Below are 14,644 nucleotides of genomic sequence, written 5' to 3'. Positions count from 1 at the left end.
TGACCGTGGGCTCCTCCACCATTCCAACCACCTATCCGTGCTTCTGGTCAATTTGCGCGAGCCACCTGATGTAGCCAGAGCCCTCTTGAAGCAGTAGAACTGCTAATCCTAAAGGCGGTTGAGACACCTCTTCTTGCCCCTGCTCGTGGCGATAGAAGTGAGCCCCATCGACCCACGATTTAAAGCTAGCGAGCAACTTGGACGCAGCACGTCGTGCTGTGGGGTCTCCATCATATAGCTTCGTCAATTCTGGTCCAATGTGTTGCTCTGCCTCTGCCGCTCCAAGTCGCGCTGCGCTCGGAAACATGACGCGGAATAGGCCTTCAGCCGAAGCGAAGACAGCACGAATAGCGCCCTTGCCGTCTGGCGGTGTGCTATCCAAAGCACGCATCCCCTGCTCAAACATGGCAGCGGCATTCGCATAGCGAGGCCCGCGAAGCGACGATAGGGCGCCCGCCTTTACGGCCTCAAAGGCACTATCGACGGCGTAGTGAACCCCTCCTTCTTCATCCACGCTGTACGATACATTTTCCTCAGCGAATATCCTCCGAGCGTCTTCCCGCCACTCGCGCGCATTCTCGGGGTCACGGCTCTTCGTGAAATGATAGATCAGCGTCACCGCGTCCAGTACGTCGCGAAGCTGGCCCTCCACGAAGAATTTTTGAGCGACGCCTAGATAGGCTCTCGTGCGGCTGCTTAGTTGTCGATGGCCCGCATACACGCCCAGCTCCGCTTCCAGATGATCATCTAGCCCCGCCGTTAGAGGACAAGCAACGCTGAGGCGACGCCTCATTCGACTACTGTCGCTTCGGGGGTCTCCGCCGGCCAGATAGAGGTGAGAAAATCGGCGTCCTGAAGTGGTGCTGTCCGTCATGCAATATTCGCAGTACTATGGCCAAAGAAACGTTGATGGTTATGGTGCGGAAGTGCTTGCAGCTACACAAGAGGAAATAGACGAAGTCACCAGCTACTTTGAGTGGCAAGCGCCTGAGCTGAAGATTGAGTTCATGCAGAAGGTCTACGCTGAGACCGTCATTGGTCATCGCCACGATGTTTGGGACATTCACACCAATAGAGATAGATGGTGGGTGATCACAAACCCCACAAACCTTTATTCACAACAACAGTTCCCCAGCATGGACTTGGCTGTCACCTTTCACATGGGGCTCTGTCTACGCATTCCTCGCACGGGACGACAAGCGTCAAACGGAAGGAGGGTCCTGCCTTTTGGCGATGTCTGGAACGACCTGCGTGCCGCTTCAGCGGCTCTGGGGCAAGCCCATAACGTCGCGGACTACCAGACGATCGGTGTGCGCTGCCGAGAGGTGCTTCTGGCGTTCGTTGCCATTGCCCAGGACGAGCATGACTGGGCGTCAGAGGAGCGCCCAAAGCGAGCAGACTTCAAGGCTTGGGCGGAGATCATCTGCAATACTGCTCTACCGGGGGATAGCCACAAGGAGAGACGCCAGCTCCAAAAGGGCCTTTTGACAGGCGCATGGACGTTCACGAACTGGCTGACCCATGCCAAGAGCGCGACATGGCATGACGCCGAAACCGCAGTGTCCACCGTAGAGCATGCGATTGGATTGGCTACGTCTTTGGTCATCCGGCTCATGCGGGGCGTGCCAGATCAATGCCCAGAATGTGGCTCGCCTCACCTGCGGGCCGAGGAGGGGAGGCGTACTGACGACATGGATATTCTCTGGGAGCGCCCTAGATGCAACGACTGCGAATGGGCTGGCGAGGCCGTCCCAATTGACATCGAGCCTCTTGACGATGCGGAGGGGTTGATAACGCGTGAAGGAGGGGCTTCTGACGATGAAGCCTGCTCGATAATGGAGGTGCCATTGAGGGGGGTGCGCAAGCCCGGCGACGCTTGACGAGAGTACTCGTTATTGGTACTCAGACGTTAGTTGGCGTTCTTTGAAACCCAGCAAATCCGGTGTTTTCGCAGCCCGATAGCAGAGTTCAATCCTGTCCGGCAGCACCAGTTTTCCAAGCATCAGATGAATTTGTAGCCTGTCGTGGCTTGCTTCGTTTCGTGTGACAACATGATCGGTCAAGGCAGCCGGCACGTGTAGTGCTGTCACGGAAACTGAATCATGGAACGTCCTACTCCCTCGCGCGACTATTTCACCGTCTCGAACTGGATTGCCTTCCTCATCGCGTCGGCCGTCGCCATCCTTGTTGCGACCCAGTTGCCGGGTATGGAGATGATGTGGTTGGCAGGCCTGATCTTCCTCGCGCTTCTGGCGGGAATTACCTTCGGCTTGAACTGGCTGCTGCTCCATGGCGCTGGCCTTGGTCGGTTCGCTACGGTGGTGATGACCGTCTTCAGTTTCCTCGTCGCCGTGATTCAGATGACCATCTGGTGGAAGGATTGGCCCTTGTGATCCCACGCGCCGGGCTTGTCCTAGGCGAGGACGAATGCCGCGCCGATCGCCAGCAGGATCAGCATGACGACGGAAAGAAATCCGGCGGCCAGGACGCGGCCGCCCGAGGCCATGACCGAGCGTAGGTCCACCGAGAGGCCCAGGGCGGCCATGGCGACGAGCGTCAGACAGGATGAGACATCTTGCAGCGCTGGGATGGCGGCTTCGGGTAGGAGGCCGAGCGATCTCGCGCCCATCATGGCAATGAAACCCAGGATGAACCAGGGGACGAGCGCCGAGAATGGCAGGACGCCGCGTGGCCGGTTTTTCTGCAAGAGGCCAAGGCCGAGCACGACCGGGCCGAGCATCAGCACGCGGATCAGTTTGACCAGGGTCCCGATCTGCGTGCTCATCACCCCGACCGGCACCGTCGCGGCAAGGACCTGCGGCACGGCATAGACGCTGAGGCCGGCAATGACGCCATATTGCCATTCGCTGATCCCGAGGAGCCGGACGCCGAGCGGCAGGAGCAGGACGACCAGCACGCCCAGCGCCGCGGTAAAGGCGATCGAGGCGGCGACGTCTTCGGCCGGCGCCTTGATGACGGGCGCCGTGGCCATGATGGCGGAATTGCCGCAAATGGAATTGCCGCAGGCAACGAGCGTGGCAAGGCGTGCATCGAGGCCCAAGGCGCGGCCTATGCCATAGCTGAGGCCCAGTGCGATCACGACGACCAGCACGATGGCGGCGACCACCACGGGGCCGATCTGCAGCACGGCAGCGGCGCTGATCGTGCCGCCGAGCAGAACGATGGCCACTTCAAGCACGGTCTTGGCCGCAAAAGTGACGCCGGCGCGAAAATGCTCGGCGAGCCCGAAAAGGCTATGCAGGACGATACCGGTCATGATCGCGACCACGAGGCCATCGAGCGCAACCCAGCCCAGAAAATGCTGCTGCAAGCGTTCGAGGCCAAGGGCTGGAATGGCCATGGCGAGGGATAGGCCTAGACCGGGAATGATTTGCCGAAATTGCGGCAGCGGTAGCATGATTTACTCCAACGCGAGTGCATTGGAGGATGAAGCTTGCATTCATTAGAATCCATCGCATAATTCAGCATGTTTCATGCGGTAAAATCGTATAGATCGTGACTATCGAGCAATTGGCCATCTTCATCGCCGTGGCGGAGCGCCAGCATTTAACGCAAGGCGCGGCTGCGGTAGGGCTGACGCCTTCGGCCGCCAGCGCGGCGATCAAGGCGCTCGAAGCCTTTCATTCCGTGCGCCTGTTTGACCGCGTCGGAAGACGGATCGAATTGACTCGCGATGGGCTGGCCTTTCTCGAAGAGGCGCGACAGACACTGGCGCGCGTCCGCCAGGCCGAACAGGCGCTCAACGATCTCGGTGGTCTCCGGCGCGGCACGCTCGATGTCATGGCAAGCCAGACGGTGGCCAATTATTGGCTGCCCTCGCGCCTCCTCGCCTTTGCTTCGGCGCATCCGGGGATTGCCATCAATTTTGCCGCGGCCAATACCAATGATGTGGCCGAGGCGGTCATATCGGGCGCGGCCGAACTGGGCATTGTCGAGGGGCACGTCGAGGCGCCGGTGCTAGCCGTGCGTCCCATCGGCAGGGATCGGCTGGTTGCGGTCTCCGTGCCGGCGGTCGCGCTTGCCAAGCCGCGCTTTTCGGATTTTCGCTGGATCATGCGCGAGCCGGGCTCGGGGACGCGGGCCGAATTCGTCGCCGGGCTTTTGGGCCTTGGTGTCGATCCGGCAACGCTGACTGTCGCCCTGTCACTGCCAACCAATGAGGCGGTGCTCAATGCCGTTCTCAACAGTGATTGCGCGGCCGTGTTGTCGGAAATGGTGGTGGCGCCGCTTGTTGCGGCGGGGCGCCTGGCGATCCTGCCCTTTCAATTGCCGCAGCGCAATTTTAGCCTGCTCTACCATCGCGAGCGCCGGCCTTCGGCGGCGGTGAAGGCGTTTCGCGATCTTTGTCTTATGGAAGGGAGCTAGGCATGGAGGAGGTTGCGGGCGGGTGCCTTTGCGGCGCCGTGCGGTTTGTGGCGCGGGGCCGGCCGTTTCGGGTGGGCATTTGCCATTGCACGGATTGCCGCAAGCATCATGGCGCGCTGTTTCATGCCTCGGCGATTTTTCCGGAAAGCGCCGTGACGATTTCGGGGGAGGTGGGCGACTATGTCGGGCGCTGCTTCTGCCCGCACTGCGGCTCGTCGGTATTTTCGCGTACTGGCGACGAGGTCGAAATCAATCTCGGTTCGCTCGATTCGCCCGACCAGTTCCGGCCCACTTACGAGCTCTGGACCATTCGCCGCGAGGCCTGGCTGCCGCCTTTTCCGCTGGCGCGGCACTATGCGCGGGACCGGTCCGGTGGGAGCCGCACGGAGGGCTAGGGTTCGCCGGGTCGCATGGGTAGAAAAATAGCTAAAAGTTGACCTTTCGCCTCAAATCCTGTTCCGTGCGCGCCATGGAGGGGGGCCAGAATGCTGAGTTTTCCACCGATGACGTGGCCCCGAGGGAGCGCTTCGAGCAGTGGCGCGAAGTGCGGAGCAGGGGCCTCTTCGGCGTCACCATCGAAGTGCCGGCAGAGCGCCGCGCCGCCTTTGAGGGCTCGTTTCGCGCCGAAAAATTCGGCACGGCGGTAGTCTCGCACATTGCCGCCTCCGCCTATGTCATTCGACGCACCGAAGCCGATATTGCGCGGGTCGCGGGCAATAGTTTGTGTCTGGGCCTGAAGGCGCGCGGGCCGGGGCGGCTCGATACCGGTTCGGGACGCAGCGAGATGATCGTCAATGGCGACATGATCATCAATCATTCCGATCTGCCCTATGACGCGACGCCGGGGACCGATGGCGGTTTCCAGTTCCGCATGCTCAAGATTCCGGTGACCGACGAGCTGACGCTGGGTCGGTCCGTCACCGATCTGGTTGCGGCTAGGCCCATTGAGGGGAGCAGGACGCTGCGTCCGCTGCGGGCCCTGCTTGACGTTCTGACCTCAAGCAAACGGGCCTCGGCCGATCCGGAGCGCGATATCGCCCATATTGCCCTTCTGGGGCTGGCGGCGCGTGGACGGCTGCCCGAAAGCCTGCCCGAAGTGCGCGGCGCCATTCGCGCGGGCCTGCGTTACCTCGCCATCGATATCATGGCGGCCCAGTATCACCAGATTGACCTGACGCCGGCTTTGGTGGCGCGCAGCCTCGGCCTTTCGGTGCGGCACCTGCATATGCTGTTCGAAGACGCCGAAAACACGTTTAGCCGCACACTGGCGCTCATGCGCGTCGGCGAGGCGCAGAGGCTACTGGCAACGCAACCGGAGCTGACCGTGTCGCAGGTGGCCTATGCCAGCGGCTTTGAAAGCCTTGCCACCTTCTATCGCGTCTTCCGCAGTGTCTATGGTATGGCACCGGGCGATGCGCGGCCGCTCGGCTAGACCTTTACGATCACACGATATTTCGCTCGAACTTCCGCGTCTGCGGGGCTGGCCTTGCCATCGAGCTGCGGCTAGCTTGACCAGCCGGGCTCTGCGGATCGCATGCAGCACGATTGGGGGACGAGATGGCCATACTTTCTGCGCCGACGACTAATCTTGGCTGGGGCGAGCGCCTGAAACTGCGCCTTTCGGCGATTGTCTGGTTTCTGCTGACGCTGGGTTTTCTGCTCGGCCTGCCGGTCCTGCTCGATGTGCATGTGCTGCTGATTGTGGCCGTGGTCGTCTTGGCGCTGATCCTCACCCTTCCGGCGGCCTGGCTGGTGCGCCGCCTTTTTGCCGGACAGCGCCGCCAGAGCAGACTGTGGAGCAATATCAAGGCTTTCCTGGCGCTGGCCTTCGCCATCACGGGGCTGATTGCCGCCCCACTTTACTATCTCGCCCTGCGCACCGACCTGACCCCGCTCACCGTGCCGCAGGCGACGCTGTCGAACGGCAAGAAGACGGTGGTGTTCCAGGGCATGATGCACATCGGCTCGGAAGGCTTTTACAAGAGCGTCGTTTATGACCTCGAAGCGGCACTGAGCGAGGGCTACTCCATTTATTATGAAGGCGTGCGCGGCGATCCCGCTGGCGACAAGTGGTTCTCCGAAACGCTGGCGGGTGGCGGGGATCTCAATAGCAATTATGAGACTTTTGGGGATGCCTGCGGGCTCCAGTTCCAAGGACCCTATTTCCAACTGCTCGCCGCCGACATGAAGGCTCGCCCCGAGCGTCATGTGGAAGCCGATGTCACGACCGCGGACATGATGCATGAATATCAGCGGCTGATGGACACCGACCCCGATTTTGCCGCAGCTGTCGAGAAGGACAAGCCAGCGCCTGCAGACAGCGACGAAGCCGACCAGACGACACAGATGCTCGATTGGCTCGCCAAGGCGACGCCCGGTCAGCGGAAAATCCTCGGCCTTGCCTGCCGCGGTTGGATGACCATGCTGCTGAGTGCCAAGACGGCGCCATCGGCCCTCGATCCGATCATTCTCGATTTCCGCAATGAAAAGCTCGCCGAACGGATCACCGCGGGCACGAACGACAAAATTTTCATCACCTATGGGGCAGGGCACCTGCCGGGCCTGCTCGACGATCTGCAGAAGTCCGATCCCGCTTGGGAAATCAAATCGCTTAAATGGATGCGGACCATCGAAACACCCGAGGACCTTGAGGGGCAGATTTAGAGCTCTCGCCTTTCATCTGAAACGGCCTCACCCTCGATTGTCACCCCGGCTTTAGGCCGGGCCCAGCCTGAGATATCAAGATGGATCCCGGCCTTCGCCGGGATGACAGTCTGTGTTTGCCCGCATTTCGGCGATACCACCACGCTATCATCCCTCAAAAAAGGGCGCGGCTTCGGTTGCGCCCTTTTGCTTGCATGCCCGCTTGCCAGACCTTTCGCTGCAAAATATCTTTATCATCAAGATTCTTTGTCATGGGGATAATGATGGGTACGCGGACGGAACTGGAAGACCGGGTTGGCTCTGCCCTCATTCTGATGATCCGCCGGGCCGAAGAGGCGCAGGAGCGCGCGGCCCGGGCGCAAGGCATGCATCCCACCGATTTTCGCTGCCTGGGTTATTTGTATCTCAAGGGTGAGCCGGTCAGTCCCGGCGACATCATCAGCCATCTGGGCCTGACTTCGGGCGCCGGTACGGCGCTGCTCGATCGGCTGGAAAGCGCCGGTTACATCACGCGCGCGCGCCATCCAGAGGACCGGCGCAGCGTGCTCATCGTGCTCGACACGGAAGCCGCCGCCGAGCCGCTGGCTCTTCATGAGCATATTCGCACCGAATATCAGGTCGGAACGGCCGAATTCTCCGACAGCGACCTCGTCGCCATCGCCAAGTTTCTCAAACGCATCGAAGGGCTCTCGGCCGAACTCAATGAGGCGCTCTACGAGCCAAAGGCCCCCGTGAAGGTGGCCTCGTAACCAAAGAAACAACAATCCTCTGGAGGAAAGACTATGAGTAGTGGGGGTGGGGCGAGGGCGCCTCACATCGTCGAACGCGGCCTGATGGGCCTCTTCGCCGTTGTCCTGGGCGTGATGGCCCTGATTTTTGTGGGCGGTGGCGCCTACCTCGCGATCCTCGGTGGTTCGCTTTATTACGTTGTCTCCGGCCTGCTGTTCCTTGCTGCCGCAGTGCTGCTGTTCCGCGGCCAGCGCCTCGGCGCCTGGGTTTTCGGGTTGACGCTGGCGCTCACCGTCATCTGGGCCATCCGGGAAGTCGGCTTCGATGGCTGGGCGCTGCTGCCGCGCCTGATGATCCCCGTTGCTTTCGGCATCTGGCTGCTGCTGCCCTGGAGCCAGCATGCCCTTTCCGGCACGCTTGATCTGACGAAGCGCGTGCCCTTTGGCGCCGCCGGCCTCATCGCCTCGACGGCCGTGGTGTCAGTGGCTCTCGGCGCCGGGCTCTATGCCATCAGCGCACCGAGCCTGCCGCAGGACCCGCGTTTCCAGACCGGCTTTGGCGCCTATCCCGCCGAACCCAATGGCGCCGCGGCCCTCGGCCAGACCGGGGCCGATTGGCCCTATTTCGGTGGTGACCAGGGCGGGCAAAAATATACCCCGCTCGAAGAGATCACCCTCGACAATGTCAAAAATCTGGAAGCCGCCTGGTCGGTGGATGTGGGGCGCATTCCCGCCAACAATTCGACCCCGCTCAAGATCGATGACAGCATCTATATGTGCAACGGTTTTAGCCAGGCCTTTGCCCTCGATGCGGCAACCGGCGCCGAGCGCTGGATGTATGACGGCTCGGAAGGCCATGGCGGCACCTGCCGCGGCGTGAGCTATTACAAGGTTCCCGGCATGACCGGCGCCTGCGCCGAACGCGTGCTCTATGGCACGGCCACGGCCAAGCTGATCGCCCTCGACGCTAGGACCGGCGAACTCTGCGCCGATTTCGGCGAGGGTGGCCGCGTCGATCTCCTCGTCGGCATGCACGACTTTGAAGGCAAGATCATCGGCGGCTACTATTCCATCACCTCGGCGCCCACTTTCGTGCGCGGCAAGGTCGTGGTCGGTGGCTGGGTGACCGATGGCCAATATTGGGGCGAAGCCTCGGGCGTCATCCGTGCCTTCGACGCTGTCACCGGCGACATGTCCTGGGCCTGGGATCTCGGTCGCCAGGACCGCACCGGCCTGCCGCCCAATGGCGAAAGCTATACGGTGGCAACGCCCAATAGCTGGGCTCCGGCCGTGGCCGACGAAGAACTGGGCCTTGTCTACCTGCCGACCGGCAATGCCACCCCCGACTTCTTCGGCGGCCAACGCCGCGAATTCGACGATCAGTTCAATTCCTCGGTCGTGGCGCTCGATGCCGAAACCGGCCGACTGCGCTGGTCCTTCCAGACCAAGCACCACGACATCTGGGACCATGACGTGGCTTCACCGGCCTCGCTCATCGACCTGCCCGATGCTTCGGGCACGATGCGCAAGGCGCTGGTGCAGCCGACCAAGGCCGGCGAAGTCTTTGTGCTCGATCGCACGACGGGCGAACCGATCTTCCCGGTTACGGAAACCCCGATGCCGCAGGATGGCGTCGTGCCCGAAGAGCGCAATTCGCCCACTCAGCCTTTCTCGAACAGCCTGCCATCTTTCCGCATGGCGACGCTGACCGAGGCGGATATGTGGGGCGTGTCGCCCTTCGACCAGCTCTATTGCCGCGTAAAGTTCAAAGAAGCGCGCTACGAGGGCACCAATACCCCACCGGGGCTCACGCCCTCGATCCAGACCCCCAGCACCTTTGGGGCGATGAACTGGGGCGGCGTTTCCGTCGACCCGCTGCGCGGCATAATGGTGGTCAATTCCAACCGCTTCGCCAGCTACGTACAGCTGCTCACCCGCGAACAGGCGGATGCGCGTGGCGCCAAGCCGCAGGGCGAATGGGGTGACCGTCGTGAAGTCGGCGGCCTCGTGGCCCAGGCCAATGTGCCCTATGCCGCAGCGCCCTATTTCTGGCTCACCGCGCTCAACGTGCCCTGCATCGATCCGCCCTATAGCTATCTGAGCGCGGTCGATCTCAATACCGGCAAGATGCTCTGGACCCAGCCGTTTGGTACCTCCAAGGGCAGCGGCGCGCTCGGCATCACCCTGCCGTTCGATTGGACCATGGGCACGCCGACGCATGGCGGATCGATGATCACCGCCAGCGGCCTGGTGTTCATCGCGGCGGCCAAGGACAATATGCTTCGGGCCTATGAACTGGCGACGGGCAAGGAAGTCTGGAAGACCGAACTGCCGGCCGCCGGTGGCGCGCCGATCAGCTACACGCTCGATGGCAAGCAATATATCGCCGTCGTCGCCGGCGGTCAGGGCGCTATTCAGTCGCGCTTCTCGACCAAGGTCGTGGCGTTCAAACTGCCGGACTAGAAAGTTCCTGCTTTCGCAGAAGCCGTACCAAACTCGGTGTCACCCCGGCTTTAGGCCGGGGCGACATCTTGTGGTTGGGGCAGGCCTGAGACCTATTCCATCCGCCCAAGCGCATCCTCGAGCTTGCCAAAATAGTCCTGCCAGCCCATCCGGGCGCCGTGGTAGGCTTGGTTCTGGTGGGGACGGAAACCGGTCTGTTCCATGCGCAATTGCGTGCCCGCGGCGATGGGCGTCAGCGTCCAGGTGACCGTGCTTTCAAGCCCATAGGCGTCCCATGAATAGGACAGCGTGCGATTTGGCTCGATCTCCTTGACCTCACAATCAATGGCGCCCCAATCGGCGGTGAACTTGAACGTGTGACCGATATGGGGCGCAAAATCGTTGCTCATCAGCCATTCCTTGATCAGGTGCGGCTGGGTCAGCGCGCGCCAGAGCTTTTCCGGCTTGTGAGCGAAATCGCGCTCGACGACGACAGTGCGGATTTCAGGCGTGGCTTCGGCCATGGGCGAACCTTATTTCGAGTGATTTTGGACAATGGCGGCGTGGATGAGGGCCTTGAACCCGGCTTCGTCGATCTCGGTGCCTTCCTTGAAATCGATCGCCCGACGCGTGCCGCCGGTTAGGCTCGAATTGAAGATGCCCGTGGGATCGGAAAGGGAAGCGCCCTTGGGGAAGGTGGTCTTCACCGCTGCCTTATAGGCTTCGCCGGTGCAGATGATGCCGCCATGCGACCAGACCGGGTTTTCCCATTTCCACTCCTCGACGACCTCGGGATCGGCTTCCTTGATCAGCCTGCGGATGTTTGCCAGCATTTCGCCGCGCCAACCGCCGAGTTCAGCAATGCGGGCATCGATCTTTTCGGCAGCACTCTTGTCGGTCATTTCACCCTCACATCTTTTCGCCCGGCAGCAGCACGGCCTGCTTCACCCAGGCGACGAACCGCTTCTCGTCGATCCCGGCCGCCTCGGTGACGTCATAGTAACGCACGCCGGCAACTTTGGATTCCTTGGCCGGCATGGGTTTCAGGTCGGTACCCCTAAAGAAGGTCAGGCGCACATAGGATTTGAAACAGTGCATGCTTAAAAACCACGTTTCGCCATCGAGCCCATAAAGCGGCGTGTTCCATTTGACCGCCTTTTTCACCCCCGGCACGGTTTTCACCACCAGCGCATCCACCTCGCGGCAGACGCTTTGTTTCCAGCCGGGCACGGCGTCGAGATAGGCGGCGACAGGTTCATCGCCAAAACCCTTGGCGATCTGCGGATTGTCGCCCGAAAGCAGCACGACGCCGTCCTTATTGGGCTTGAGCGGCTTTCTCTCCGCCATCATGCCGCACCCTTGCCGCGCCGATGCCACTTGGCAAAATAGGGCAGGGCGAAGAGATAGGTGCCGGTCAGAAACAGCAGCAAAAGCGGAAACAGCGGCACATAGGACACCCAAATGATCGGCTCCGGCTGCGCCAGCGCGATCGACGTGGCGATCACGCTCAGAACGAAGGCGACGGAAATCCAGCGGTGTGATTGCCTGACCCAGCGCGGCCAGGCTGAACGGGTTGGTGCGGTGGTCACTTCGCTCATTGGTCCATTCTCCTCAACAGATCTTCCAGGGCGTCAAATCGGTCTTCCCAAAACCCCGCCATTTCCTTGGTCCAGTCGACCAGGGGACCAAGTGCGGCCAGTTGGGCGCTATAGTGGGTTTGCCGTCCATCGATCCGCCCGCGCACGAGCCCGGCATCCTTCAAGACGCCGAGATGCTTTGACACCACCGGCTGGGACACACCCGCGCCAGCGGTCAGCACGGCCACGGTATGTTCGCCCTCGCGACAAAGACGCTCGAACAGCGCCCGTCGCGTCGGGTCGGCCAGCGCCTTGAATACCGTGCCTGGTCCCGGTTGCATTGGATCAATACCTATTTGGCTATAATTTAATTCATAGCTTCATGGCTATTTGAGAGTCAAGCGCGCAATGCTATGGAAGGATCAGCAACCGCGAAATGGAGCGCAGCCATGGCCGTGACCATCTATCACAACCCCGATTGCGGCACCTCGCGCAACACGCTGGCCATGATCTGCCAGAGCGGCGTCGAGCCCGAAATCGTCGAATATCTGCAAACGCCGCCGGATCGGGCGACGGTGCTGCGGCTGGTCGCCGATGCCGGGCTGGGCCTGCGTCAGGCCCTGAGGCAGAAGGATACGCCCTTTGATGCGCTCGGGCTGGGGGAGCCGGCCAAGGGCGATGATGAACTGCTCGACGCGGTCATGCGGTTCCCCATTTTGCTCAACCGACCCTTCGTCGTGACCCCACTCGGCACGCGCCTCTGCCGGCCCTCGGAACTGGTTCTCGATATTCTGGAAAATCCCGATATCGGCGCCTTCACTAAGGAAGACGGCGAAGTGGTTATCGATGCCGAAGGCCGGCGGATTGGCGATACCTGACAATTTTATGCAATAGCCAGCAATCCCAGAACGCTCCTTTTACTCGGCTCGCGCATTCTCCTCTGGAATCCCGGAGAGACGGTGATGACCGGCGGCGAGACAGAGCAACTTCTGCGGTTGCAGACCGAAGTGTTGGAGGCCGTGGCCCAGGGCGAAGCCCTGCCGGCCATTGGACGCCTGCTGTGCCAGCGGGCCGAACAGCTCGCCCCTGAAGCCATCTGTTCCATCCTGCTGGTCGATGAGCACGGCACCGTGCGTGCGCTGGCCGCGCCCAGCCTGCCCAAATTCTACTCTTCCGCCATCAATGGCCTCAAGGCCGGGCCCAAGGCGGGCTCCTGCGGCACCGCGGCCTATCGCAAGCAGGAAGTCGTCGTCACCGATATTGCGACCGATCCGCTCTGGGACGATTTTCGCGCCCTGATCCTGCCGCTGGGCCTAAAAGCCTGCTGGTCGACGCCCATCAAAAATCCCGCGGGGCAGGTGATCGCGACCTTCGCCTTCTATTTCCGCTCGTGCCGCGGCCCCAGTGCCACCGAGCGCAATATCGTCGAGACCTGCGCCCATCTCTGCGCTCTCGCCATCGAGCATGAGCGCATCCGCGACCGCAATTTCCGCCTCGCCTATTACGATGTGCTGACGGGCCTGCCCAATCGTGGCCGCTACAACGAGCTTTTGAGCGAGCACATCGGCATGGACCAGCCCTTTGGACTGATCCTGCTCGATATCGATCACCTCAAATCCGTCAATGACACGATCGGCCACGCGGCCGGTGATCGGCTGATCGCCACGGTCGGCGCGCGCCTCAGCGCCGTGCATCCCACCCTCATTCCCTGCCGTCTGGGCGGAGACGAATTTGCCATCATCGCCCGCGGCTGCTCCAGCCACGACATGCTCGAACACTGGGCCAGCATGGTGAGTGACGCGACCACCGGCATGGTCGAAATGTCCGGCCAGTCCTTCGAGGCCCATGTTACAATGGGCGGCGCCCTTTTCGGCGTCGATGGCACCGATGCCGACACGCTGTCGCAAAATGCCGATTTTGCGCTCTACCACGCCAAGGAAGCGCGCCGCGGCGGCTATATGGCCTTCGAGGCCGATCTGCGCACCGAAATGACGCATCGCATCGCTTTGGTGCGCCAGCTCGATCAGGCGCTCTCCGAAAATCGCGTCGAGCCCTATTACCAGCCCATCGTCAATCTCGAGACCAATGAGATCGTCGGGCTCGAAGCCCTGGCGCGCTTGCGCATCGGCGGCGAATTGGTCTCGGTGGGCGAATATCATCTGGCCCTGACCGATCCGCGCCTTGCCTGCGAACTGACCGGCAAAATGCTCGAACAGGTGGCGCAGGACATGCGCGGCTGGCTCGATGCCGGCATCGATTTCCAGCATGTCGGGGTCAATGTGACCACCGGCGATTTCCTGCGCGGGGACCTGGCCGAACGCATCATCGACATTTTTGGCTGGGCCGATGTGCCGCTCAGCCATATCGTGCTCGAAGTCAATGAAGCCGTCTTTGTCGGCGGCAGCGACAGAAGCGTGCCCCACGCGGTCGAAGCGTTGCGCAGCCGCGGCATTCTCGTCGCCCTCGACGACTTCGGCACCGGCTTTGCTTCGCTCACGCACCTCCTGTCCTTCCCCGTCGATGTCATCAAGATCGACCGGTCTTTCGTTACCAGGCTCGGCGTCGACGGGCCGAGCGAGACGGTGGTTTCCGGCCTTGTCGACATCGTCAAAAAGCTCGGCATGCGCATCGTCGCCGAAGGGGTGGAATACGAGGCGCAGGCCGATGCCCTGCGTCGTTTCGGCTGCCGCCTGGCGCAGGGTTATCTTTATTCCAAGCCGGTTTCCGCTGCCCAATGTACGCGCCTCCTCGAGACCTATGCACAGGGTCGCTCGAACGGCGCTAACATCCTAAATCGCCGCAGCGCTTAGGTTTTTTCTTTCATATCGGCCAAAAATGCCGTGACAG

General features: G+C 61.6%; 17 protein-coding genes. 10 read left to right on the top strand and 7 right to left on the bottom strand.

Annotated elements, in window-relative coordinates; translation table 11 throughout:
- Positions 1–31 precede the first annotated feature (31 nt).
- Positions 32–874, bottom strand: coding sequence for a hypothetical protein (locus tag J7557_RS12180; RefSeq protein WP_291420330.1), 843 nt, complete (start codon positions 872–874; stop codon positions 32–34).
- On the opposite strand from J7557_RS12180, the gene J7557_RS12175 reads away from it, so the two are divergent.
- Complete coding sequence (locus J7557_RS12175) at positions 858–1,880, top strand: hypothetical protein (RefSeq protein WP_291420329.1); 1,023 nt, start codon at positions 858–860, stop codon at positions 1,878–1,880. The genes J7557_RS12180 and J7557_RS12175 overlap by 17 nt on opposite strands.
- Positions 1,881–2,102: 222 nt before the next feature.
- Positions 2,103–2,393: a hypothetical protein gene (locus J7557_RS12170; protein WP_291420328.1), complete on the top strand. Its 291-nt coding sequence runs from the start codon at positions 2,103–2,105 to the stop codon at positions 2,391–2,393.
- A gap of 20 nt (positions 2,394–2,413) precedes the next feature.
- Here J7557_RS12170 and J7557_RS12165 read toward each other — a convergent pair whose 3' ends face one another.
- A complete protein-coding gene (locus J7557_RS12165) occupies positions 2,414–3,418 on the bottom strand; it encodes a putative sulfate exporter family transporter (RefSeq protein ID WP_291420327.1) in 1,005 nt (334 codons plus the stop codon).
- A 98-nt stretch (positions 3,419–3,516) separates the two neighbouring features.
- On the opposite strand from J7557_RS12165, the gene J7557_RS12160 reads away from it, so the two are divergent.
- From J7557_RS12160 to J7557_RS12135, 6 genes are all read left to right on the top strand, one after another.
- Complete coding sequence (locus tag J7557_RS12160; RefSeq protein ID WP_291420326.1) at positions 3,517–4,386, top strand: LysR substrate-binding domain-containing protein; 870 nt, start codon at positions 3,517–3,519, stop codon at positions 4,384–4,386.
- Positions 4,387–4,388: 2 nt separating this feature from the next.
- Positions 4,389–4,781: a GFA family protein gene (locus J7557_RS12155; protein ID WP_291420325.1), complete on the top strand. Its 393-nt coding sequence runs from the start codon at positions 4,389–4,391 to the stop codon at positions 4,779–4,781.
- A gap of 38 nt (positions 4,782–4,819) precedes the next feature.
- Positions 4,820–5,818 carry an AraC family transcriptional regulator gene (locus tag J7557_RS12150; RefSeq protein ID WP_367272891.1) on the top strand — a complete coding sequence of 333 codons (999 nt, stop codon included), beginning with the start codon at positions 4,820–4,822 and terminating at the stop codon, positions 5,816–5,818.
- 125 nt (positions 5,819–5,943) lie between these two features.
- Positions 5,944–7,050: a hypothetical protein gene (locus J7557_RS12145; protein ID WP_291420324.1), complete on the top strand. Its 1,107-nt coding sequence runs from the start codon at positions 5,944–5,946 to the stop codon at positions 7,048–7,050.
- Positions 7,051–7,313: 263 nt separating this feature from the next.
- Positions 7,314–7,799: a MarR family transcriptional regulator gene (locus J7557_RS12140; protein WP_291420323.1), complete on the top strand. Its 486-nt coding sequence runs from the start codon at positions 7,314–7,316 to the stop codon at positions 7,797–7,799.
- Between the two features lie 33 nt (positions 7,800–7,832).
- Complete coding sequence (locus J7557_RS12135) at positions 7,833–10,241, top strand: membrane-bound PQQ-dependent dehydrogenase, glucose/quinate/shikimate family (protein ID WP_291420322.1); 2,409 nt, start codon at positions 7,833–7,835, stop codon at positions 10,239–10,241.
- 92 nt (positions 10,242–10,333) lie between these two features.
- Here J7557_RS12135 and J7557_RS12130 read toward each other — a convergent pair whose 3' ends face one another.
- Genes J7557_RS12130 through J7557_RS12110 form a run of 5 tightly spaced genes read right to left on the bottom strand, consistent with a single transcriptional unit; the run spans position 10,334 to position 12,138 of the window.
- On the bottom strand, positions 10,334–10,744 hold the full coding sequence (locus J7557_RS12130) for an SRPBCC domain-containing protein (protein ID WP_291420321.1): 411 nt from the start codon (positions 10,742–10,744) through the stop codon (positions 10,334–10,336).
- A gap of 9 nt (positions 10,745–10,753) precedes the next feature.
- The gene (locus tag J7557_RS12125) at positions 10,754–11,122 is read right to left on the bottom strand and encodes a DUF1801 domain-containing protein (RefSeq protein WP_291420320.1); all 369 of its coding nucleotides are present in this window, start codon (positions 11,120–11,122) and stop codon (positions 10,754–10,756) included.
- A 7-nt stretch (positions 11,123–11,129) separates the two neighbouring features.
- Positions 11,130–11,570: a DUF1801 domain-containing protein gene (locus J7557_RS12120; RefSeq protein WP_367272890.1), complete on the bottom strand. Its 441-nt coding sequence runs from the start codon at positions 11,568–11,570 to the stop codon at positions 11,130–11,132.
- Complete coding sequence (locus J7557_RS12115) at positions 11,567–11,818, bottom strand: hypothetical protein (RefSeq protein ID WP_291420319.1); 252 nt, start codon at positions 11,816–11,818, stop codon at positions 11,567–11,569. Before J7557_RS12115 ends, J7557_RS12120 begins: the two co-directional genes overlap by 4 nt.
- The gene (locus tag J7557_RS12110) at positions 11,815–12,138 is read right to left on the bottom strand and encodes a helix-turn-helix transcriptional regulator (RefSeq protein WP_291420318.1); all 324 of its coding nucleotides are present in this window, start codon (positions 12,136–12,138) and stop codon (positions 11,815–11,817) included. The genes J7557_RS12115 and J7557_RS12110 overlap by 4 nt, the downstream gene beginning before the upstream one ends.
- 108 nt (positions 12,139–12,246) lie before the next feature.
- Here J7557_RS12110 and arsC point away from each other — a divergent pair, with 108 nt between their 5' ends.
- Positions 12,247–12,675 carry an arsenate reductase (glutaredoxin) gene (arsC, locus tag J7557_RS12105; RefSeq protein WP_291420317.1) on the top strand — a complete coding sequence of 143 codons (429 nt, stop codon included), beginning with the start codon at positions 12,247–12,249 and terminating at the stop codon, positions 12,673–12,675.
- Positions 12,676–12,759: 84 nt separating this feature from the next.
- Complete coding sequence (locus tag J7557_RS12100; RefSeq protein ID WP_291420316.1) at positions 12,760–14,607, top strand: EAL domain-containing protein; 1,848 nt, start codon at positions 12,760–12,762, stop codon at positions 14,605–14,607.
- Positions 14,608–14,644 lie beyond the last annotated feature (37 nt).

It is taken from the genome of Devosia sp. (assembly GCF_017744655.1).
Taxonomy (GTDB): Bacteria; Pseudomonadota; Alphaproteobacteria; order Rhizobiales; family Devosiaceae; genus Devosia.
The sequence above is the reverse complement of the archived record's forward strand: the minus strand, read 5'-3'. Positions and strand labels throughout refer to the sequence as shown.